Source organism: Luteimonas sp. A649 (assembly GCF_054072735.1).
On the sequence record NZ_JBSVRQ010000001.1, the window covers coordinates 1,163,734 to 1,185,554 of the forward strand.

Here is a 21,821-nt window from a genome sequence, read left to right on the forward strand (position 1 = left end):
GTTATTCAGCTCTTGATCCCGGCGGACGTGAAGCGGATCAGCTCTTCCGCCGCGCGCTTGCGGTGGGCGATCTCGCTGACCCCGGCGGGTCGCTTGATCAGTCCGAAATCGGACATGGCATAGGTCAGGGCGCCGGAAAGGAAGTCCAGCCGCCAATACAGCTGCTCCTTGTCCAGGTGGGGCACGCATTCGCCGATGGCACGCGCGAACTCGCGCGGCACGTGGCCGTATTGCTCCGACAGGAACTTGCGCAGCCCGTCATTCTTCTCGGCATAGGCGCGGGCGATCACCCGGATGAAGGCCACGCCGCCCTGGCGGTCGCGGGCCAGCGCCAGGGCCGGCTCGACGAAGGCGGACAACACCGACTCCAGCTCCCCCGGATGGTTCCTGCGGGCCTGTTCCAGCATCGTCAGCCGCTGCCCGCTCATCTCGTCCATGCGCCGGCGGAAGACCTCGTTGATGAGGTTCTCCTTGCTTCCGAAGTGGTAGTTGACCGCAGCGATATTGACGTCGGCGCGGCCGGTCACCTGGCGCAGGGATGTGCCGCCGAAGCCGTGCTGGGCGAACAGCTCTTCGGCGGCGCCGAGGATCCGGTCCTTGGTCGAAAACTGGTTGCTTGCCATGGGGCGGTGCGGCCTGCCTGAATCAAACGCTTGTTTGGATACTAGGGGCAGGCGCGGTCGCCGGTCAACGACGAGTCATTGCAAAAACCCGTGCAGGCAGCGTGTTCGATCCGTTAGAATTACTCCAGCCTTGTCGGCTAAACCCGCGCCCCGGCGTGGGTTTTTCTGTTACCTTGGGCGCCGTGCCCTGGATGGCCGGCCCCGCAATCCGGAGAATCCCATGGCGCTGGAGCGCACCCTGTCCATCATCAAGCCCGATGCCGTCGCCAAGAACGTCATCGGCGAAATCTATTCCCGTTTCGAAAAGGCCGGCCTGAAAATCGCCGCCTCGAAGATGAAGCACCTGTCGCGCGCCGAGGCCGAAGGCTTCTACGCCGTGCACCGCGAGCGTCCGTTCTTCAACGCCCTGGTCGAGTTCATGATCAGCGGTCCGGTGATGATCCAGGTCCTCGAGGGCGAGGGCGCTGTCCTCAAGCACCGCGACCTGATGGGTGCGACCAACCCGAAGGACGCCGCGCCGGGCACGATCCGCGCCGACTTCGCCGACTCGATCGACGCCAACGCCGTGCATGGCTCCGACGCCGCCGAGACCGCCGCCGTCGAAATCGCGTACTTCTTCCCCTCGACCGACGTCTACACGCGTTGATTTTTTTGCCACGGATTGACGCGGATAAACGCGCTCTTGATCCGCGTCATCCGTGGCAAATGCTCTTGACCTTCTGAAGGCCCGTGACCGAAGCAACCCCCAAGCAGAACCTCCTTGACCTCGATCGCGCGGGGCTGGAACAGTTTTTCGCCGACCAGCTCGGCGAGAAGCGTTTCCGTGCGCACCAGGTGATGAAGTGGATCCACCATCGCCACGTCACGGATTTCGACGAGATGACGGACCTCGGCAAGGCGCTGCGCGCCAAGCTGCAGGAGCGCGCGGAAGTGATCGTGCCGCAGGTGCATTTCGACAAACCTTCGACCGACGGCACCCACAAGTGGCTGCTGGGCATGGATGGCAAGAACGCCATCGAGACCGTCTACATCCCCGACAAGGGGCGCGGCACGCTGTGCGTCTCCTCGCAGGTGGGCTGCGCGCTCAACTGCACCTTCTGCTCCACCGCGACCCAGGGCTTCAACCGCAACCTGTCGACCGCCGAGATCATCGGCCAGGTCTGGGTGGCGGCGAAGCACCTCGGCAATATCCCCCACAAGCAGCGCCGCCTGACCAACGTGGTGATGATGGGAATGGGCGAGCCGCTGGCGAATTTCGACAACGTCGTGCGCGCCATGAGCGTGATGCGCGACGACCTGGGCTACGGACTGGCCAACAAGCGCGTGACGCTGTCGACCGCCGGCATGGTGCCGATGATCGACCGCCTGGCGGAAGAGAGCGACGTGTCGCTGGCGGTCTCGCTGCATGCACCCAACGATGCGCTGCGTACCACGTTGGTGCCGCTCAACAAGAAGTACCCGATTGCCGAACTCATGGCCGCCTGCGTGCGCTATGCGCTGCGCAAGAAGGGCGAGTCGGTGACGTTCGAATACACCTTGATGAAGGACGTCAACGACCAGCCGGAGCACGCGCTCGAACTGGTCCAGCTGCTGCGCGCCTTCGATCGCGCGGTACAGATGAAGGACGCCGCCAAGATCAACCTGATCCCGTTCAACCCGTTCCCGGGCACGCGCTACGCGCGCCCCGACGAGGCGGTGATCCGGACCTTTCAGAAACTGCTCAACAGCGCCGGCATGATCGCGCCGGTGCGCCGCACCCGCGGCGACGATATCGATGCCGCCTGCGGGCAATTGAAGGGCCAGGTCGCCGACCGCACCCGGCGCCAGGCCGACTTCCGCCGGACCCTCGAGGCGGGCGGGGAGGGGAGCAATGCGCGGGCGTGACCTCATGGTGGTGTCGATGGTGGCGTCCGCGGTCTTCGCCACGGGCTGTTCGCGGATGACGTTCATCAAGCCCAGCGCCGCGCGTGGTGATTCGGAACAGGTCGCTGCGACCTATGACTTCAGCGGCGGCGACAGCCGCGCCGGTAGCGTGCATGTCCACCTGCTGCGCGGCGAGCAGGCCCTGAACCAGGGCCGAGCGGCGGACGCCGAGGCCGAGGCCCGCAAGGCGCTGAAGATCGACGATCGCAGCGAACTCGCCCACACCCTGCTGGCCCTGGCGCTCGAACGGCAAGGTCGCGCGGGGACCGCCGGGGAGCACTACCGGAAGGCTGCCGAGCTGGCGCCGGCGTCCGGTCCCGCGCTCAACAACTACGGCGGCTGGCTCTGCCTCAACGGTCGCGCGGACGAATCGTTGGCGTGGTTCGACCGCGCGCTGGCCGACCGCAGCTACGCCCACCCGGCCTCGGCGCTGGCCAATGCCGGCGCCTGCGCCGCGGACGGAGGGCAGCCGGGCCGGGCCGAACGCGACCTGCGTGCCGCGCTCGGGCTGGACCCGGTGAATACCGTTGCACTTGAAGCGCTGGCGCGGCATCTTTACGGGCAAGGGGAGTACTTCGAGGCGCGCGCGTTTTCCCAGCGCCGCCTCGATGCGGGTCGGTCCACGCCCGCCGCGTTACTACTTGCGTCACAGATCGAGGAAAAGCTCGGCGACAAGGCTGCCGCCGCTCGTTATGTTCAGCGTTTGCGGACGGAATTTCCGCAAACGCAGGCAGTGCTGCCCGGGGACAGCAGTTCACGATGATGCCGCCAGACCAGAATACGACCGATGCCAACCAAGGCTGCGGCCAACGCCTTCGCGCGGCACGTGAAGCCGCGGGCCTGTCCGTGCAGGACGTCGCCACGCGCCTGAAAATGCCGGTGCGCGTGGTGGAATCGCTGGAAGCCGAGGACTGGAGTCGCCTGGGCGCACCGGTCTTCATCCGGGGCCAGCTGCGCAGCTACGGGCGCCTGCTGGGCCTGGTCACCGACACGGTGCACATCGCATCCGGGATCGCTCCGATCCGCCCGGCCGAGCTCACCCCGCGTACCTATGTTCCGCGGATGCGGATCATTGCCGAACAGTCGGCTCGCCGGCTGGTCTACGTGGTGATCACCGCCGCCATTGCCCTGCCGGTCTGGTTCGGTACCCAGCCGCACCTGACGCAGCAGGACACCGTATCGGGCTCGCTCGACGTGCCCGCGGACATTCCCGGTGCGGCGGTCGTACAAGGCCCCCGCGCGCCCACGCCGCTGGTGGCCTCGATGGCTCCGGTCGCGCAGCGGCCCGCACTCGTCGTTCCGCCGCCGGCCTCCGGGCTGGAGTTGCGGCTTGGCGACGACAGCTGGATCGAGATCACCGCCCCGGACGGCAGCGTGGTGGAGCAGACCCTGCTGCGCGCCGGCACCGTGCGCGCCTTCGGCTCGGGCGAGGTGGGCGGCGTCGTGCTGGGCAACGCCGGCTCCGTGGAAGTGCGCCGCAACGGCGTCGAACTGGACATTTCCCCATACCTGCGGGCGAACGTCGCCCGCTTTACGGTATCCTCTGACGGTTCGCTGGCGCCCCCAGGGCACTGAGCCCGGCGCAGCGGCTGCGGCGGCCCGGACCGGGCCCGGCGCATGAAACCGGCGGCCCGTTCGCGGGCCGTTCCCATTCCGGTGTCCGCCCGCCCCACGGCGGCGCGGCGCCCAGCATGATCGGAAGAACATGGCAGTAGACGAGTTGCTCGACGAGCACGAACAGGGCGAACGCGTACGCGAATGGATCCGCCAGAACGCCGTCGGGGTCATTGCAGGCATCGCCATCGCGCTGGCCCTGGTCTATGGCTACGGAAAGTGGCAGGACCACCTCCAGGCCAAGCGCGTCGCCACCGGCGAAACCTACGCGGCAATCAACGAAAGCATCGCCGCAGGCGAGCTTGACCAGGCGCGGGCGCTGGCCGAAAGCGCCGGGCTCGACGACGGCATCTACGGCACCCTGGTCGCGCTCGATCTCGCGTCCGCCCAGGTCACGGCCGGTGACACCGACGCCGCCATCGCCACGCTGTCCGCGATCGGCGCCGGCGAGTCGACGCTGTCGGCCGTGGTTGCGCGCCGGCTTGCCGTGCTGCTGGTCGATGCCGGCAGGACCGACGAGGCCTTGGCCGCGCTTGGCGACGCCGACGACGCCGGCAGTCTCGAGGTCCGTGGTGATGCGGAACACGCCGCGGGACGCCTGGAGCAGGCGCGCGACGCCTATGCCAGGGCCCTTGCCGTACTCGACGAGGCCGCCGTGACCCAGCGCCACCTGCTCGAGATCAAGCTCATCGACGCCGGCGGCACGCCCGACCGCAGCGAGGAACAGGCCCCATGACCGTTGCACAGCCCATCCGTCAGCCCCGCCACGCACGTATTGCGGGGAGGGCGCTGCTGGTCCTCGCCTGCATTGCCATGGCCACAGGCTGCAGCACCATGCGCGGCTGGTTCGGGAACGACGACGACAAGGCCGACACCGAGCCAGCCAAGCTCGTCGATTTCCAGTCCTCGGCCACGCCCGCGCGCGCGTGGACGGCGAGCGCCGGCAAGGGCGACGGCAATACCGGCGTCGCCCAGGCGCCATACATCGCCGATGGCCAGGTCTACGCCGCCTCGGTGAAGGGCGGTGTCCGCGCCTTCGACCTGCAGAGCGGACGCAGCCTGTGGCACCACGCCTCCGATCTCCGCCTGTCCGGCGGACCGGGCGCCGGCGACGGCCTCGTGGTCGCGGGTTCGCTCGATGGCGATGTCGTCGCGCTTGATGCCGCCACCGGCGCCCAGCGCTGGACGGCCAAGGTCACCAACGAAGTGATCGCCCGCCCGGCGGTGGGCCAGGGCCTGGTGGTCGTACGCTCCAACGACGGCCGGGTCACCGCCCTCGATGCCGCCAGCGGCGAGCGCCGCTGGTTCTGGGTGCGCGACCTGCCGTCACTGACCGTGCGCGGCAACGCCGCGGTCACCCTCGCACCGGGCTTGGCGTTCGTCGGTACCGACGAGGGCAACCTGGTCGCCCTGTCGTTGACCGACGGACGCGTGCTGTGGGAACAGCCGGTCGGCATGGCTGACGGCCGCACCGAGCTCGAGCGCATGGCCGATGTCGACGGCGCACCCGTGGTCGATGGTGGCGTGGTGATCGCCAGCAGCTACAAGGGCAGCACGGTGGCCTTCGAAGGCCCATCCGGGCGACCGCTGTGGGCCGCCGAAAGCGGCGGCGTCGGTGGCGTCGGCGTGGCCAGCGACCGCGTGGTGGTCAGTGACGCCGCGGGCACGGTCTGGAGCATCGACAAGTACGTGGGTACCTCCTATTGGCAGCAGCCGGCGCTCGCGCGTCGCGGCCTGGCCCCGGCCGCCGTCCACGGCGACTATGCGGTGGTCGGTGATCTCGACGGCTACCTGCACTGGATGCGCCTGTCGGATGGCGAGTTTGCAGCGCGCACCCGTGCCAGCCGTTCGGCGATCGCCGGACGACCGGCGGTGGCCGACGGCATCCTCGTGGTCCAGGATGTCGACGGTGACCTGAGCGCCTGGCGCATCGACTGACCTGGCCCAACGCATGCTTCCCCTGGTCGCCCTGGTCGGCCGCCCCAACGTGGGCAAGTCGACCCTCTTCAACGCGCTGACGCGGACGCGCGACGCCCTGGTCCACGACCAGCCCGGCGTCACGCGCGATCGCCATTACGGCGTGTGCCGCATCGACGACGGGCGCCCGTTCGCGCTGGTGGATACCGGCGGCATCGCCGACGGCGGCGTGCACCTGGTCACGGGCGACCTGGCCGGCGCCACCGCGCGCCAGGCCCGCGCCGGCGCCGACGAGGCCGACCTCGTACTGTTCGTGGTCGATGGCCGCGAAGGGCCGTCGGCGGTCGATGACGAGATCCTGGCGTGGCTGCGCAAGGCAGCCCGCCCGACGTTCCTGGTGGTCAACAAGACCGACGGGATCGACGCGCGCGAAGCGCTCGCGGAATTCGCGCGCTATGGCCTCAAGGACGTCATCGCGGTGTCGTCCGCGCACCGGCAGGGCATCGACGACCTGGTCGACGAGATCCGCGCGCAGCTGCCGGAGCAGGGCAGCACCGAGGCGCTCGACAACGACCCGGACCGCATCCGGGTGGCGTTCGTCGGCCGGCCCAACGTCGGCAAGTCGACGCTGGTCAACCGCATCCTCGGCGAGGAGCGGATGATCGCATCCGAAGTCGCGGGCACCACCCGCGATTCGATCTCCGCCGACCTCGAGCGCGACGGCCGCCTGTACCGGCTGGTCGATACCGCCGGCATCCGCCGCAAGTCACGGGTCGACGAAGCGGTGGAGACGTTCTCGATCATCAAGACCCTGCAGTCGATCGAGCAGTGCCAGGTCGCTGTGGTCATGATCGACGCCCAGGAGGGCGTGACCGACCAGGACGCGAGCGTGCTCGGCGCCGTGCTCGACGCCGGTCGCGCACTGGTGATCTCGGTCAACAAATGGGACGGGCTGGACACCTACCAGCGCGAACAGGTGGAAGCCCTGCTGTCGCGCAAGCTGGCCTTCGTGCCCTGGGCCGAGGCCGTGCGCATCAGTGCGCTGCACGGTTCCGGCCTGCGCGAGCTGTTCCGCGCGATCCATCGTGCCCACGGCTCGGCCACCAAGAGCTTCAGCACGGCCGAAGTGACCCGCGCCATCGAGATCGCGGTGGAAACCAATCCGCCGCCGGTGGTGCGCGGCCACGCCGCCAAGCTGCGCTTCGCGCATCCCGGTGGCGAAAGCCCGCCGACGATCATCGTCCACGGCACGCGCCTGCGCACGCTCACCGACAGCTACCGCCGCTATCTCGAGAATTTCTTCCGGAAGCGCTTCAAGCTGGTCGGCACGCCCGTGCGCTTCGTGTTCAAGGAAGGCGACAACCCGTACAAGGACAAGAAAAACGTCCTCAGCGAGCGCCAGGTCGCCAAGAAGAAACGCTTGATCCGGCACTCCAAGCGCGGCAGGTGAACGCCGCGGCGACCACCCTCGGTCTGCTGGCCGGGGGACGCGCCATCCGTCTGGGAGGCCTGGACAAGGCCTGGATGGAGAAGGGTGGTGAGCCGCAGGTGCTGCGCCTGGCTGCGCGCGTACGGGGCGAAGTCGACGCCGTGCTGGTATCGGCCAACCGCGACCTTGAACGCTACGCCAGCCACGGGCTGACCGCGGTGGCGGATCGCCGGCCGGGCCTCGGCCCGCTGGGTGGGCTCGATGCCTTGGCGTGGGCCTGCACGACGCCGTGGCTGCTGACGCTGCCGGTCGACCTGGTCTCGATCAACGACTGCCTGTTGCGCAGCCTGCGTGCCGCTGGCGGCAACGGTGCCTGGGCCGAGGACGACGACGGCCGGCAGCCGCTGGTGGCGCTGTGGCGGACATCGGCGCTGCGCGCGGTCCTGCCGGCCGCGCTGGATTCCGGCGACCTGTCCGTGCAGGCGCTGCAGGCGCGGCTGGATATGGTGGGGGTCCGCTTCGCGGGGCTGCGCTTCGGCAATCTCAATACGCCGGGCGATCTCGCTGCCGCGGGCCTCGATCCGGGCTGAACACTGCTTTCCCGGGCCGTCGCCGCGCAGGCGCCTGCCATGGCGTAACGTAGACCGCAATCGGGGCAAGCCGCAGTCGGCAGGAGTCTTGCGGTGCAAGATAATCGTGGCATGGCGATCATCGAAATCACGCCGCGCGAAGCACAGCGCCGCATGGAGACCTCCGGGGCCGTGCTCGTCGACGTGCGCGAAGAACACGAGCGCGAACTCGGCATGGCGGAAGGCGCGCGCGGCATCGCCCGCGACGAGCTGGAGGGGGACGCGGAGTTCCACTTCCACGACCGCGGCGCCGAGCTGATGCTCATCTGCCAGAGCGGTGGCCGCTCGATGCTGGCCGCCGAGGTGCTGCAGCGCCAGGGCTACCGCAATGTGTGTTCGATCCGCGGCGGCACCCTGCGCTGGGCGGCGGAGGGCCTGCCGATGGCGCGGCCGGAACCGCCAGTGCAGCCGCGCGACCAGGACTTCCACGAACGCTACTCGCGCCACCTGCTGTTGCCCGAGATCGGCATGCGCGGGCAGAAGCGGCTGGCCATGGCGCGGATCCTCATGCTCGGTGCCGGCGGCCTGGGCTCGCCGGCGGCGTTCTACCTCGCCGCGGCCGGGGTGGGCGAACTGCGCATCGCCGACGACGACGTGGTCGAACGCAGCAACCTGCAGCGCCAGATCCTGCACACCGACGCCGACATCGGCATGCGCAAGGTGGACTCCGCCGAGGTGCGCCTGTCCGCGCTCAACCCGCGGATGAAGATCGACGCGGTCGCGGAGCGGGTGACCTCGGCCAACGTCGAGCGCCTGCTCGAGGGCGTGGACGTCGTGGTCGACGGTGCCGACAACTTCCCCGTGCGCTACCTGCTCAACGATGCCTGCGTGCATCTCGGCATCCCGCTGGTCTACGGCGCGGTGCACCGGTTCGACGGCCAGGTCAGCGTGTTCGACGCCGGACGCCACCGCGGCGTGGCGCCGTGCTACCGCTGCCTGTTCCCGGAGCCGCCGCCGGCGGAGGCCGCGCCCAACTGCAGCGAGGCCGGGGTGCTGGGCGTGCTCCCGGGCGTGGTCGGCATGCTGCAGGCCACCGAGGCGCTGAAGCTGCTGTTGCACGTGGGCGAGCCGCTGCGCGGGCGGCTGCTGCACTACGACGCGATGGGCATGCGTTTCCGCGAAACACGGCTGACGCCGGACCCGGACTGCGCGGTGTGCGCGCCGGGCACCGCATTCCCGGGATATATCGACTACGAGGCGTTCTGCGCCGGTTGATCCGCTCCAGCGGCCGCGTGATCGCGGCTTCCACCGGGCTGCGATACGCTCGCCGGCACGACCGGGGAGCAATGCCATGGCGAATCCACTGCACGTGCGGGCCTGTCTTGTCGTTTGCCTGCTGGGCTCCTGGCTTGCGCCGGGAGCGCCCGCGATGGCCGCGGATTCCTGTCCGCTGCTGCGCGCGCAGCAGTCGGCACCGGAGGCGGCCACCCGGATAGCCGCTGCCGCCTGCGAAGAACACCAGGCCTGGTTCCGGCCCTTCATCGGTGGCGACGGTGGCCTTGCGGGTTCGGTCGTGCGCGAGGCTGAAAGCGCGCGCCTGGCCAACGGCCAGCCGGCCTGGCTGCGGGTCACCGACTACTGGAAAGGCAGCGGCCTGCTGTGGCAGGTGATGCAGCGCCCGGGCGCGTCCGACTGCGTGCACGCCGGCGAGCAACTGGCGGCGCCAGCCTGCCGCGCCTTCGTGGTCGACACGCCCTGGTCGGCCGCCTTCGTGTCGTGGGTGATGCGCCGCGCCGCGGTTCCGGGCTTCCGCGCCTCGGCCAGCCATGTCGACTACGTGCGCGACGCCTACCGCAACCCGGAAGGCAGCCCCTACCGCATCGCCGATCCGCGCGCGGCGCGCCCATCCCTGGGGGACCTGCTTTGCTACGTGCGGGTGCCCGGGCGCAGCTACGGCTTCGGTGGCCTGGCGACCCTGCTCAGCTCGGACAGCGGCGGGCTGGGCATGCATTGCGACATCGTGGTGTCGGCCGGGGAGGGCGGTGACCGCGTGGCACGGCTGGTTGGCGGCAACGTGCTCGACGGCGTGACCATGCGCATCCTCCCGCTGACCGCCGGAGGCCATTTCGAGGATCTCCCGCTGCGGCAACCGGAAGGGCTGCAGTGCAGTCCCGATGCCCCGCAGGCCTGCAATGCCAATCGCCAGGACTGGGCGGCGCTGCTGCAGCTGCGGCCCCAGGCTGAACTGGCCCGACTGGCGCCGGCGCCGCCGTTGCAGGGGCCCGCAACGGCGCCCGCCGCGCCCCGATGCTGCGTCTACTGCGTGCTCGGTTCGGGAATTCCCCGCTGCCCGGCAGGGGCGTCGCAACCGCAGGCGGACGGGTCGCAGCCGGTGCGATGAGGCGTGGCGGCAGCGCCGTCGGCTCGCGCGGGCAGGGCGCGATCGGCGACAATGCCGCTTTCCGCGCGCACGATACAGGCATGTCCGAGACACGTTCCACGGCCCGCATCCTCGACGGCAGGCGCATCGCCGACGAGCTCCTGCACTCGCTCAGGCTGCGGGTCGAGGCGCGCACGGCCGCCGCCCATGCACCGCCCGGCCTGGCGGTGGTCCTGGTGGGAGACGATCCCGCATCGCGCTCCTACGTGCGCAACAAACGCCGGGCCGCGGGCATCGTCGGCATCCGCGCGCTCGACTTCGACCTGCCCGAAGGCACCACGGAAGCCGAGCTGCTGGCGCTGATCGACCGCCTCAACGCCGATCCCACGGTCCACGGCATCCTGGTGCAGCTGCCGCTTCCGGGCATCCCCGACGCCACCCGCCTGATCCACCGCATCGACCCGCGCAAGGACGTCGACGGCTTCCATCCGGAGAACGTCGGCCACCTGGCGCTGCGCCAGTTCGGCCTGCGTCCCTGCACGCCGCGCGGCATCACCACGCTGCTGGCCTGGACCGACCGCCCGGTGCGCGGGCAGAGCGCCACCATCGTGGGCGTGAGCAACCATGTCGGCCGGCCGATGGCGCTGGAGCTGATGATTGCCGGCTGCACGGTGACGAGCTGCCACAAGTTCACGCCGCCCGAGGTCGTGCGCCGCCACGTCGGCGAGGCCGACATCCTGGTGGTGGCCGTCGGCAAGCCCGGCCTGATCCCGGGCGACTGGGTGAAGCCGGGCGCGGTGGTGATCGATGTCGGCATCAACCGCCTTGACGATGGCCGACTGGTCGGCGATGTCGGTTTTTCCGCGGCGGCCGAGCGTGCCAGCTGGATCACGCCGGTCCCCGGTGGCGTCGGGCCAATGACGGTGGCGACCCTGATGCAGAACACCCTGGAAGCCGCCGAAGCCCTCGAGGCCTCCGGCACCGACGCCTGAGCGGGACGCCGCATCCCGCCGCCGGGGCGCGCCGGCGCCACTGCGGCCGGGTACAATGTCGTGCTTCACCACCACTGGCACGGCCATGCTGCGCATCCAGGCTGAAGCACTGACCTACGACGACGTTTCGCTCGTTCCGGCGCATTCCATCGTGCTGCCCAAGGACGTTTCGCTCGCCACCCGTTTCACGCGCGACCTGCGCCTGAACATCCCGATCGTGTCCGCCGCCATGGACACCGTGACCGAAGCGCGCCTCGCCATCGCCATGGCCCAGCTCGGCGGCATCGGCATCGTGCACAAGAACATGAGCCCGGAGCGCCAGGCCGCGCACGTGCTGCAGGTCAAGAATTTCGAGGCCGGGGTGATCCGCGAACCCTTCACCGTCAGCCCGCAGACCTCCATCGGCGAAGTGCTGCGCCTCACCCGCGCGCGCAACATCTCCGGTGTTCCGGTGGTCGACGGCGACCAGCTGGTCGGCATCGTCACCGGGCGCGACATGCGCTTCGAGAAGAAGCTCGACGACCCGGTGCGCAACATCATGACCCGCAAGGAAAAGCTGGTCACGGTGAAGGAAGGCGCCAGCGACGACGAGGTCATCCAGCTGCTGCACAAGCACCGCATCGAAAAGGTGCTGGTGGTCAACGACGACTTCCAGCTGCGCGGCCTGATCACGGTGAAGGACATCCAGAAGGCGCAGGACAATCCGGATTCGGCGAAGGATGCCTCCGAGAGCCTGCTGGTCGGCGCCGCGGTCGGTGTCGGTGGCGACACCGAAGAGCGCATCGAGCGCCTCGCAGCGGCGGGCGTGGACGTCATCATCGTCGACACCGCGCACGGCCATTCGCAGGGCGTGCTCGACCGCGTGGCCTGGGCCAAGAAGAGCTACCCGAAGCTGCAGGTGGTCGGCGGCAACATCGTCACCGGCGACGCCGCGCTGGCGCTGATGGATGCCGGCGCCGACGCGGTCAAGGTCGGCGTGGGCCCGGGCTCGATCTGCACCACGCGCGTGGTCGCGGGCGTGGGCGTGCCGCAGATCACCGCGGTCGACATGGTTGCCGAGGCACTGCAAGACCGCATCCCGCTGATCGCCGACGGCGGCATCCGCTACTCGGGCGACATCGGCAAGGCGCTGGCCGCCGGTGCGTCCACGGTGATGATCGGCGGCCTGTTCGCCGGCACCGAGGAAACCCCGGGCGAGACCGAGCTCTACCAGGGCCGCAGCTACAAGAGCTATCGCGGCATGGGCAGCCTGGCGGCGATGGAGAAGGGCTCCAGCGACCGCTATTTCCAGGACGCCGCCTCGGCCGACAAGCTGGTGCCCGAGGGCATCGAAGGCAGGGTGCCGTACCGCGGCCCGCTGAGCGGCGTGATCCACCAGTTGCTCGGCGGCCTGCGCGCGACCATGGGCTACGTCGGCTGCGCCACGGTCGAAGACATGCGCAGCAAGCCGCAGTTCGTGAAGATCACGGGCGCGGGCCAGCGCGAAAGCCACGTCCACGACGTGCAGATCACCAAGGAACCGCCGAACTACAGGGCCGGCTGATGCGCCGCTCGCGATCCTCCCGCACGCAGTCGCCGGCGCGCCGCATCCTGCTGCGAGGCCTCGCGCTGGCCGTGCTGGTCGCGGTGGTGCTCTACGGCTACGGCTTCTACCGCGACTGGCAGCTGCGCGACTCCTGCACCGGCAATGGCGGTGAGTGGAATGCCGAGCTCGAGCAGTGCACGTTCCGCCTCACGCTCCCCGAACAGACGCCCCCGAATCCGACCCCATGACCGACCTGCACCGCGACAAGATCCTGATCCTCGACTTCGGCGCGCAGTACACGCAGCTGATCGCGCGCCGCGTGCGCGAACTGGGCGTGTACTGCGAGATCTGGGCCTGGGACCACGATCCCTCGGAGATCGCCGCCTTCGGCGCCAAGGGAATCATCCTGTCCGGTGGCCCGGAGTCCACAACGGTCGAGAATGCCCCGCGCGCGCCGCAGGAAGCCTTCGACAGCGGCCTGCCGCTGCTGGGCATTTGCTATGGCATGCAGACCATGGCCAAGCAGCTGGGCGGCGAGACCGAGTCCGCCGACGCGCGCGAGTACGGCCACGCCGAGGTCACCCTGGTCGCGGCCGATACCCTGTTCGGTGACCTCAACGACCACGGAAGCCAGCCTGCGCGCCTGGACGTGTGGATGAGCCACGGCGACCACGTCGCCAAGGCGCCCCCGGGCTTCACCGTCACCGCCAGCACACCGCGCGTGCCGGTCGCCGCATTTGCCAACGAAGACAAGCGCTGGTACGGCGTCCAGTTCCACCCTGAAGTCACGCATACGAAGTCTGGCCAGGCGCTGCTGCGCCGCTTCGTGGTCGACGTCTGCGGCTGCGACACGCTGTGGACTGCAGAGCACATCATCGAAGACCAGGTCGCGCGCGTGCGCGAGACCGTTGGCTCGGACGAGGTGATCCTGGGCCTGTCGGGCGGCGTTGATTCGTCGGTGGTCGCGGCGCTGCTGCACCGTGCGATCGGCGACCAGCTCACCTGCGTCTTCGTCGACACCGGCCTGCTCCGCTGGCAGGAAGGCGACCAGGTCATGACGACTTTTGCCGACGCTTCCGACGCGCATGGACTTGGCATCCGCGTGATCCGCGTGGATGCGCGCGAGCGCTACTTCAGCGCACTGGCCGGCGTGACCGATCCGGAGGCCAAGCGCAAGATCATCGGCAACCTGTTCGTCGAGATCTTCGAAGAGCAGGCCGGCAAGCTCGCGAACGCGAAGTGGCTGGCGCAGGGCACGATCTATCCGGATGTGATCGAGTCGGCCGGCAGCAAGACCGGCAAGGCGCACGTCATCAAGAGCCACCACAACGTCGGCGGCCTGCCCGAGCACATGAAGATGGGCCTGGTCGAGCCGCTGCGCGAACTCTTCAAGGACGAGGTGCGTCGCATCGGCGTCGCGCTGGGCCTCCCGCACGAGATGGTCTACCGCCATCCGTTCCCCGGCCCCGGCCTGGGCGTCCGCATCCTCGGCGAGGTCAAGCCCGAGTACGCGGACATCCTCGCGCGGGCGGACGCGGTCTTCATCGAAGAACTGCGCAAGGCGGGGCTGTACGACAAGACCAGCCAGGCCTTCGCCGTGTTCCTGCCGGTGAAGTCGGTCGGCGTGGTCGGCGACGCGCGCGCCTACGAATGGGTGATCGCGCTGCGTGCGGTGGAAACCATCGACTTCATGACCGCGCACTGGGCGCACCTGCCGTACGACTTCCTCGGCCGGGTGTCGAACCGGATCATCAACGAGGTGCGGGGTGTTTCCCGCGTCGTCTACGACATCAGCGGGAAGCCACCGGCCACCATCGAGTGGGAGTGAGCCGGGTCAGAAGGCCCAGGTAAGGAGCAGCGCGGCGCGCCCGTCGGCCAGGCCGGCGTCGCCCACGGAGTCGGACAGGATTTCGCCGTAGCTCGAGGTGTCGCTGTACTGCAGCTTGGCGTTGATCGGGCCGAAGTCGCGGTCAAGCGATACCAGCCAGTCGCTGTAGCTGTCGCCGGCGGCATCATCGAGGTCGTAGTGGCCGGCCTGCGCGCCCAGGGTGAAGCCGCTGTCGCCCAGCGGGAACGCGGCGCCCGCGTAGTAGTACCAGCCCTTGCCGCCAAGGTTGAAGATGTCGGGCGAGTACGCGACGCCGACGTTGTAGTGGTCGGCGAAGCCCAGCACGGCCTGGATCTCGGTGTAGTCGATGTCGTAGTCCGCACCGTTGTGGCCGGGGTAGGCCACCCGGGAGACGAACACGTCCAGCGCGGTGCCTGCGCCCAGTTCACCGCTCCAGCCCACGTAGAGCTCGCGCTCGTAGTCGATGCCGTCCTCCGGGTCGCCGAAGTCGACCGTGGAGGCAAAGGCGCCCACGTAGAAGCCGCTCTGGTGCTCCACCATGGCCTCGATCTGCAGCGCGGGATCCTCCTGGGTCTGGGACACGCCGCGCCAGACGTAATCGCTGGCAGCGACCACCTCGCCACTGAACGACCACGCGGCCTCGGCCTCCTGCGCATGGGCGGGCAGGGCGGTCGAAACCAGGGCCGCGAGCGCGACGCACAGTGGCAACTTGGGCATGTCTTTTCTCCGTGCCCGGGCCCGGGCGAGGCGCGGGACGATACACCCCCGCGGCCTGCGGGTAAATTCGCGTTGACACCGCCCGGACGCACTCCGAACATGCCTGCCTTGCCACCGTTCCGGAGAACCGCCGTGTCCCTGCGCCTCGCCCCGCTTGCCTGCGCCTTGTTCCTCGTCGCCTGCGGAGGCAGCCAGCCCGGATCCGCCGACCCCGACGCTCCCGCGGGCGCCGAGGAAAAGGTGCTGAATGTGTACAACTGGTCCGACTACGTCGCGCCCGACACCATCGCCAACTTCGAAGCGGCGACCGGCATCAAGGTCAACTACGACGTCTATGCCGAGAACGAAACGCTGGAAACCAAATTGACCGCCGGCGGCTCGGGCTATGACGTGGTGTTCCCCTCCGCGCGTCCGTTCGCGCAGCGCCAGATCAGGGCCGGCCTGTTCGCGCCGCTGGACAAGGCGAAGCTCCCGAACCTGGCGCACCTGGATCCGGCGATCATGGACGGCCTGGCCGACATCGATGCGGGCAACGCGCACGTCTTGCCGTACATGTGGGGCACGACCGGCCTGGGCGTGAACGTGGACAAGGTCAAGGCCGTGCTCGGCGAAGACGCGCCGCTGGATTCCTGGGGGCTGCTGTTCGACCCCGCCAACGCCGCCAAGCTGGCGTCCTGCGGCATCAACGTGCTCGACGACGACCAGGAAGCCTTCGGCGCCGCGCTGCTGTGGCTGGGCCGCGATCCGAACGCGGGCGCCGCCGACGAGATCGACGCGGTCAAGCAGGTCTACGCCGCGATCCGCCCCTACGTGCGCACCTTCAACAACGCCGAGTACAAGGACGCGCTGGCCAATGGCGATGTCTGCGTGGCGATGGGCTATTCCGGCGACATCGGCCAGGCGCGCGATGTCGCGGTGGAAGCGGCCGAAGCAACCGGGCGCCAGGCGCCGGACATCCGCTACGTGATCCCGAAGGAGGGCGCGATCCGCTGGACCGACGTGATCGCGATCCCGAAGGATGCCCGCCATCCCGGCAATGCCCACGCCTTCGTCAATTACCTGATGGAGCCGGAGGTGATCGCGGCGATCACCGACAACGTCGCCTACGCCAACGCCAACCTGGCCGCCACCGGCCTCATCGACCCGGAGATCGCCGGCGACGAAGGCGTGTATCCGCCCGAAGCGGTGCGCGCCAAGCTGGTCGATCCCACATCGCTGCCTGAAGACATGCAGCGCCTGCGCGTGCGCGCCTGGACCGCGATCAAGAGCGGTCGCTAGGCGATGTCCGTTCCCGCGCGCAGCGTCGCGTCGGAGCCGTGGCGGGATCCCGCCACGCAGCCCTTCGTGCGCATCGAAGGCGTGACCCGGGCCTTCGGCAAGGTCTACGCCTGCGATGACGTGTCGCTGGACATCTACCGCGGCGAGTTCTTCGCGCTGCTGGGCGGCTCGGGTTCGGGCAAGAGCACGTTGCTGCGCATCCTTGCAGGGCTGGAGGCGCCGGACCAGGGCCGGATCCTGATCGACGGGATCGACGTTACCCACCTGCCGCCCTACCAGCGGCCGGTGAACATGATGTTCCAGAGCTATGCGTTGTTCCCGCACATGACGGTCGAGCAGAACATCGCCTTCGGGCTGCGCCAGGACCGGCTGCCCGCGGGTGAGATCCGCGACCGCGTGCAGGCGATGCTGGAGCTGGTGCGCATGCCGCAGCTGGGCAAGCGCAAGCCGCACCAGCTCTCGGGCGGCCAGCGGCAGCGCGTGGCCCTGGCGCGTGCACTGGCGAAACAGCCCAAGCTGCTGCTGCTCGACGAGCCGCTGGGCGCACTCGACCGGCGCCTGCGCGAGCACACCCAGTTCGAGCTGGTGAACATCCAGGAGCGCGTCGGCACCACCTTCATCATGGTCACCCATGACCAGGAAGAAGCGATGACGATGTCGTCGCGCATCGCGGTGATGGACACCGGCCGCATCGTCCAGGTGTCGACGCCGGCGGTGCTGTACGAGTATCCGGCCACGCGCTTCGTGGCCGAGTTCATCGGCGGCATCAACATCTTCGAAGGCCGGGTGCTCGGCACCGACGAGGCCTCGGGCCAGGCCAGGATCCAGTGCGATGCGCTGGACGCCGAGCTGCTGGCCCGCCACGCCGACCCGCTGCCCGAAGGCACCGCGGTGAGCGTCGCCGTGCGCCCGGAGAAGATCGACGTCCACGAGGCGCCGCCGGCACGCGGCACCGCCGCCACCGAGAACGTGGTGGTGGGGAAGGTGCGTGACATCGCCTATCTCGGCGACGTGTCGATCTACCAGGTGGAGACCGAGGCCGGCGCCATCGTGCGCGTGCAGGAAACGCACGTGGCGCGCAGCTCCGAGCCGCACTACGACTGGGACGACACGCTCTGGCTGTCGTGGGAGGCCGCCAGCGCGGTGCTGCTGACCGCATGAACAGTGTGCGTAACGTAGGGCTCTGGGATTTCTGGTTCGATGTCGTGCGGAACCTGTTCGGCTGGTTCCGCGCGGTCGGCCACGAGTTCCGCACGCGCCGCGGCCGCTTCCTGGTGACCTCGTTGCCGATGCTGTGGCTGGGCCTGTTCTTCCTGGTCCCGTTCCTGATCGTGCTGAAGATCAGCTTCTCGCAGGCGGTGTTTGGCCAGGCACCGCCGTACACCGCGCTGATCGAACACACCGCCGATGGCGCCGCCTCGCTGCGCCTGCACGTGTCGAACTACGCGATGCTGCTCAGCGACCCGCTGTACGTCGCGGCCTACCTGAAGTCGCTGCTGTTCGCCTCGGTGTCGACGGTGTTCTGCCTGCTGCTGGGCTACCCGATCGCCTACGGCATCGCGCGCGCGACGCCGGTGCGGCGCCTGCTGCTGCTGGTGCTGGTGATCCTGCCGTTCTGGACCAGCTCGCTGCTGCGCACCTACGCGCTGATCGGCATCCTCAAGGCCAACGGCCTGCTGGCGCAGGCACTCTCGGCCGTCGGGCTGGTTGATCCCGGGTTCGCGCTGCTGCATACCGACATCGCCGTCTACATCGGCATCGTCTACAACTATCTTCCCTTCATGATCCTGCCGCTGACCGCGACCCTGATGCGGCTGGACTTCACCCTGCTGGAGGCCGCCGAGGACCTCGGCGCCAAGCCCTGGCACGCGTTCCTGCGGGTCACGCTGCCGCTGTCGATGCCGGGCATCATCGCCGGCGCGCTGCTGGTGTTCATCCCTGCGGTCGGCGAGTTCGTGATCCCGGACATCCTTGGCGGCCCCGATGCGCTGACCATCGGCCGCGTGCTGTGGATCGAGTTCTTCACCAACCGCGACTGGCCGCTGGCCGCCGCGGTGACCATCGCGATGCTGGTGATGATCGTGCTGCCGACGCTGGTGTTCGAGTACTTCGAGAACCGGCGCGTGGAGCAGGAGGCCGAGGGGTGAAGCGCACGCCGTTCTTCCTGTACACGGCGATGGCCCTGGGCTACGCCTTCCTGTACCTGCCGCTCCTGTCGGTGATGGTGTACTCGTTCAACGCATCGCGCGTGGCCACGGTCTGGGGCGGCTTCTCCACACGCTGGTACACCGCGCTGCTTGCCAACGACCAGCTGCTGGACGCGGTGCAGCGCAGCTTCACCATTGCCGCCATCACGGCCACCGCGGCGGTCTGCCTCGGCACCGCCTGCGGCCTGGCACTGTCGCGCTTCGGGCGCTTCCCGGGGCGTGGCCTGCTCAGCCTGATGAACTCGGCGCCGATGGTGATGCCCGACGTGATGATGGGCCTGTCCTCGTTGCTGCTGTTCGTCACCCTGCAGCAGGCCTTCGGCTGGCCCGACCGCGGCATGCTGACGATCACGCTCGCGCACATCACCCTGACCGCCTGCTACGTCACCGTCATCGTGCGTTCGCGCATGGCGGGCATGGATGACAGCCTGGAAGAAGCGGCAATGGACCTCGGTGCGCGCCCCTGGCGGGTGTTCTTCGTGATCACCCTGCCGCTGATCGCGCCGGCGCTGCTGGCGGGATGGCTGCTGGCATTCACCCTGTCGCTGGACGACCTGGTGATCGCGAGCTTCACCTCCGGCCCGGGTTCGAGCACCTTGCCGATGGTGGTGTATTCCAAGGTCAAGTTGGGCGTGACGCCGGAAATCAACGCCCTGGCCACGATCATCGTGGTGCTGGTGGCACTGGGCGTGAGCGTCGCGGGGATAGTGATGCACCGCCGGCGCCCCGCAGCCTGAGCCGGAGTCAGGCGACGGGATCGGGGTCGGGGAACACCAGCATCTCGGCGCTCCCGGCGATGTGCGAGGTCGTCAGCACGTCGAGCACGCGGTCGCAGGCGGCACGCACCGCGTCCTCGAGTCCGGCGCCGGCCAGCAGGCGGCCGGCAAGCGTCGCGCTGAAGAGATCGCCCGTGCCCTTGGGCGTGGTGTCCAGGCGCGCATGCTCGATGATCCCGGCGCCGGCGCCATCCACCGCGGCCACCCGCATCGTGCCGCTGCGCCAGCCCGCCGGCGCCGCGCTCGTGGCCACGACCCAGCGCGTGCGTCCGACCAGCAGTGCGCGGGCGGCCTCCACCACCTGGTCGATATCGGCCACGGGCCGACCCGTCAGCAGGCCGAGTTCGAAGGCATTGGGGACCAGGCCGTCGGCCAGCGGCAGCAGGTGGCGACGGTAGGCCTCGACCATGCCGGGGTCGACATAGACGCCGACGTCCTCGTCGCCGATCACCGGGTCGATGAATACCTGGATCTCCGGGCGCGAGCGGAGCAGGCCCTCGATCCAGCGCGCCAGCACCTCGGCCTGGGCCGGGCCGCCGAGATAGCCGACCACCACCGCACGCAGCTCGCGCAGCGCATCGCGTGCCAGCAGATCGTCCAGGTAGCCCCGGAACCAGTCCAGCGGAATGGGGCCGCCGTGCATGGTGGCGTGGTGGGGCGTATTGCTCAGCACCACCGTCGGCACCGCAGCCACGCGCAGGCCCATGGCCTGCAGCGCCGGCACCGCGATGGTGTTGCCGACCTGGCCATAGACGACCTGCGACTGCACCGAGACGACCTCGATCTGCATCGGCTGGAGGGAAGGCGAACCGGATCCCACGATGGATGACCTCGCTGCGTGGCGGCGACCGGCCCGGCACGGTTGCAGGCGGATCGATCCGGGCATTTTACGCCGCGGGTAGCCACTAGAATGGCCGCCATGCCGGAACACACTCCGCCCACCGCCGAGGACGAGCGCGATCAGGCCTGGATGCGCCAGGCGCTCGCGCTGGCCGATCGGGCGGCACGGGACTTCGACGAAATTCCGGTGGGCGCGCTGCTGGTCGACGCTGCCGGCCAGGTGCTGGGCGAGGGCTGGAACCGCAACATCGGCGACCACGACCCCAGCGCTCACGCCGAGATCGTGGCGATGCGCGTGGCGGGCAGGGCGCTTGGCAACCACCGGCTGCTCGGCTGCACGCTGTACGTGACGCTGGAGCCCTGTGCGATGTGCGCCATGGCGATGGTGCATGCCCGCATCGCGCGGGTGGTCTACGGCGCCAGCGATCCCAAGACCGGGGCCGCGGGCAGCGTGTTCGACCTGCTTGCCGACCCGCGCCACAACCACCGCCTGGAGGTCGTTGGCGGCGTCCTGGGCGACGAGGCCGGCAGCCGCCTCCGCAACTATTTCCGCGCCAAACGGGGCCTGGCGCCGGACTGAGGCGCGTTATCATGCGCGTCCTGACAGGCAACGAGGAGCGAGGGTGGGCAACGAAGACCGGCTGGTGTGGATCGACCTTGAAATGACCGGGCTCGACACCGACCACGACACCATCCTCGAGATCGCGACCGTGGTCACCGACGCCGACCTCAACGTGCTGGCGGAAGGCCCCGAGCTGGCCATCGCCCAACCGCTGGCGACGCTGGAAGCGATGGACGAATGGAACCGCAACCAGCACGGCGGCTCCGGGCTGTGGCGGCGCGTGCTGGAGGAAGGCGTGCCGATGGCCGAAGCCGAGGCGCGCACGCTGGAGTTCCTGGAACAGTGGCTGCCCGCGGGCAAGTCGCCGATCTGCGGCAACTCGATCTGCCAGGACCGGCGCTTCCTGCACCGGCGCATGCCAGCCCTGGAGCGATGGTTCCACTACCGCAACCTCGACGTCAGCACGCTCAAGGAACTGGCCCGGCGCTGGGCGCCCCAGGTGCACGCCGGCCTCCGCAAGCAGGCCGCCCACACCGCACTCAGCGACGTCCACGACTCCATCGCCGAACTGCGCCACTACCGCAACGCCATGGGCGCCTTCGCCCCCCACGACTGACCGC

23 protein-coding genes are annotated in these 21,821 nt (G+C 69.2%); 20 read left to right on the forward strand and 3 right to left on the reverse strand.

All coding sequences use genetic code 11. From position 1 onward, the window contains the following. Positions 1-5 precede the first annotated feature (5 nt). Complete coding sequence (locus ACW5E8_RS05465) at positions 6-623, reverse strand: TetR/AcrR family transcriptional regulator (protein ID WP_456964458.1); 618 nt, start codon at positions 621-623, stop codon at positions 6-8. Positions 624-843: 220 nt separating this feature from the next. Here ACW5E8_RS05465 and ndk point away from each other — a divergent pair, with 220 nt between their 5' ends. The 14 genes from ndk (at position 844) to guaA (ending at position 14,800) form a co-directional block, all read left to right on the forward strand. After that, complete coding sequence (ndk, locus tag ACW5E8_RS05470; RefSeq protein ID WP_456964459.1) at positions 844-1,269, forward strand: nucleoside-diphosphate kinase; 426 nt, start codon at positions 844-846, stop codon at positions 1,267-1,269. 83 nt (positions 1,270-1,352) lie between these two features. Beyond that, on the forward strand, positions 1,353-2,507 hold the full coding sequence (rlmN, locus tag ACW5E8_RS05475; RefSeq protein WP_456964460.1) for a 23S rRNA (adenine(2503)-C(2))-methyltransferase RlmN: 1,155 nt from the start codon (positions 1,353-1,355) through the stop codon (positions 2,505-2,507). A gap of 10 nt (positions 2,508-2,517) precedes the next feature. Further along, positions 2,518-3,309, forward strand: coding sequence for a type IV pilus biogenesis/stability protein PilW (gene pilW / locus ACW5E8_RS05480; RefSeq protein ID WP_456965249.1), 792 nt, complete (start codon positions 2,518-2,520; stop codon positions 3,307-3,309). Continuing rightward, positions 3,306-4,121, forward strand: a complete 816-nt coding sequence (locus tag ACW5E8_RS05485; protein WP_456964461.1) for a helix-turn-helix domain-containing protein — start codon at positions 3,306-3,308, stop codon at positions 4,119-4,121. The genes pilW and ACW5E8_RS05485 overlap by 4 nt, the downstream gene beginning before the upstream one ends. 130 nt (positions 4,122-4,251) lie before the next feature. Then, positions 4,252-4,896, forward strand: a complete 645-nt coding sequence (locus ACW5E8_RS05490; RefSeq protein WP_456964462.1) for a YfgM family protein — start codon at positions 4,252-4,254, stop codon at positions 4,894-4,896. After that, positions 4,893-6,098, forward strand: coding sequence for an outer membrane protein assembly factor BamB (bamB, locus tag ACW5E8_RS05495; protein WP_456964463.1), 1,206 nt, complete (start codon positions 4,893-4,895; stop codon positions 6,096-6,098). The genes ACW5E8_RS05490 and bamB overlap by 4 nt, the downstream gene beginning before the upstream one ends. 13 nt (positions 6,099-6,111) lie before the next feature. Next, positions 6,112-7,527, forward strand: a complete 1,416-nt coding sequence (der, locus tag ACW5E8_RS05500; protein ID WP_456964464.1) for a ribosome biogenesis GTPase Der — start codon at positions 6,112-6,114, stop codon at positions 7,525-7,527. Then, the gene (gene mobA / locus ACW5E8_RS05505; protein ID WP_456964465.1) at positions 7,524-8,096 is read left to right on the forward strand and encodes a molybdenum cofactor guanylyltransferase; all 573 of its coding nucleotides are present in this window, start codon (positions 7,524-7,526) and stop codon (positions 8,094-8,096) included. The genes der and mobA overlap by 4 nt, the downstream gene beginning before the upstream one ends. 111 nt (positions 8,097-8,207) lie before the next feature. After that, complete coding sequence (gene moeB / locus ACW5E8_RS05510) at positions 8,208-9,350, forward strand: molybdopterin-synthase adenylyltransferase MoeB (protein WP_456964466.1); 1,143 nt, start codon at positions 8,208-8,210, stop codon at positions 9,348-9,350. Positions 9,351-9,426: 76 nt separating this feature from the next. Then, a complete protein-coding gene (locus tag ACW5E8_RS05515) occupies positions 9,427-10,476 on the forward strand; it encodes a DUF2272 domain-containing protein (protein WP_456964467.1) in 1,050 nt (349 codons plus the stop codon). Positions 10,477-10,556: 80 nt separating this feature from the next. Continuing rightward, positions 10,557-11,447 carry a bifunctional methylenetetrahydrofolate dehydrogenase/methenyltetrahydrofolate cyclohydrolase FolD gene (gene folD / locus ACW5E8_RS05520; RefSeq protein ID WP_456964468.1) on the forward strand — a complete coding sequence of 297 codons (891 nt, stop codon included), beginning with the start codon at positions 10,557-10,559 and terminating at the stop codon, positions 11,445-11,447. An 85-nt stretch (positions 11,448-11,532) separates the two neighbouring features. Further along, on the forward strand, positions 11,533-12,990 hold the full coding sequence (guaB, locus tag ACW5E8_RS05525; protein ID WP_456964469.1) for an IMP dehydrogenase: 1,458 nt from the start codon (positions 11,533-11,535) through the stop codon (positions 12,988-12,990). Beyond that, positions 12,990-13,220: a hypothetical protein gene (locus ACW5E8_RS05530; protein ID WP_456964470.1), complete on the forward strand. Its 231-nt coding sequence runs from the start codon at positions 12,990-12,992 to the stop codon at positions 13,218-13,220. Before guaB ends, ACW5E8_RS05530 begins: the two co-directional genes overlap by 1 nt. Continuing rightward, positions 13,217-14,800: a glutamine-hydrolyzing GMP synthase gene (guaA, locus tag ACW5E8_RS05535; protein ID WP_456964471.1), complete on the forward strand. Its 1,584-nt coding sequence runs from the start codon at positions 13,217-13,219 to the stop codon at positions 14,798-14,800. The genes ACW5E8_RS05530 and guaA overlap by 4 nt, the downstream gene beginning before the upstream one ends. Positions 14,801-14,806: 6 nt before the next feature. On the opposite strand, the gene ACW5E8_RS05540 is transcribed toward guaA, so the two are convergent. Further along, positions 14,807-15,538: a TorF family putative porin gene (locus ACW5E8_RS05540; protein WP_456964472.1), complete on the reverse strand. Its 732-nt coding sequence runs from the start codon at positions 15,536-15,538 to the stop codon at positions 14,807-14,809. A gap of 132 nt (positions 15,539-15,670) precedes the next feature. Between ACW5E8_RS05540 and ACW5E8_RS05545 the strand changes: the two genes are divergently transcribed. Genes ACW5E8_RS05545 through ACW5E8_RS05560 form a run of 4 tightly spaced genes read left to right on the forward strand, consistent with a single transcriptional unit; the run spans position 15,671 to position 19,760 of the window. Then, positions 15,671-16,816: a polyamine ABC transporter substrate-binding protein gene (locus tag ACW5E8_RS05545; protein ID WP_456964473.1), complete on the forward strand. Its 1,146-nt coding sequence runs from the start codon at positions 15,671-15,673 to the stop codon at positions 16,814-16,816. A gap of 3 nt (positions 16,817-16,819) precedes the next feature. Next, the gene (locus ACW5E8_RS05550; RefSeq protein ID WP_456964474.1) at positions 16,820-17,977 is read left to right on the forward strand and encodes an ABC transporter ATP-binding protein; all 1,158 of its coding nucleotides are present in this window, start codon (positions 16,820-16,822) and stop codon (positions 17,975-17,977) included. Then, positions 17,974-18,963 carry an ABC transporter permease subunit gene (locus ACW5E8_RS05555; RefSeq protein WP_456964475.1) on the forward strand — a complete coding sequence of 330 codons (990 nt, stop codon included), beginning with the start codon at positions 17,974-17,976 and terminating at the stop codon, positions 18,961-18,963. Before ACW5E8_RS05550 ends, ACW5E8_RS05555 begins: the two co-directional genes overlap by 4 nt. Next, entirely contained in the window at positions 18,960-19,760 is an 801-nt protein-coding gene (locus tag ACW5E8_RS05560) for an ABC transporter permease subunit (RefSeq protein ID WP_456964476.1), read from the forward strand. Before ACW5E8_RS05555 ends, ACW5E8_RS05560 begins: the two co-directional genes overlap by 4 nt. A 7-nt stretch (positions 19,761-19,767) precedes the next feature. Here ACW5E8_RS05560 and pdxK read toward each other — a convergent pair whose 3' ends face one another. After that, the gene (gene pdxK, locus ACW5E8_RS05565; RefSeq protein ID WP_456964477.1) at positions 19,768-20,589 is read right to left on the reverse strand and encodes a pyridoxine/pyridoxal/pyridoxamine kinase; all 822 of its coding nucleotides are present in this window, start codon (positions 20,587-20,589) and stop codon (positions 19,768-19,770) included. A 120-nt stretch (positions 20,590-20,709) separates the two neighbouring features. On the opposite strand from pdxK, the gene tadA reads away from it, so the two are divergent. Both tadA and orn read left to right on the forward strand, forming a co-directional pair. Then, on the forward strand, positions 20,710-21,219 hold the full coding sequence (tadA, locus tag ACW5E8_RS05570) for a tRNA adenosine(34) deaminase TadA (RefSeq protein ID WP_456964478.1): 510 nt from the start codon (positions 20,710-20,712) through the stop codon (positions 21,217-21,219). 43 nt (positions 21,220-21,262) lie between these two features. After that, positions 21,263-21,817 carry an oligoribonuclease gene (gene orn, locus ACW5E8_RS05575; protein WP_456964479.1) on the forward strand — a complete coding sequence of 185 codons (555 nt, stop codon included), beginning with the start codon at positions 21,263-21,265 and terminating at the stop codon, positions 21,815-21,817. Positions 21,818-21,821 lie beyond the last annotated feature (4 nt).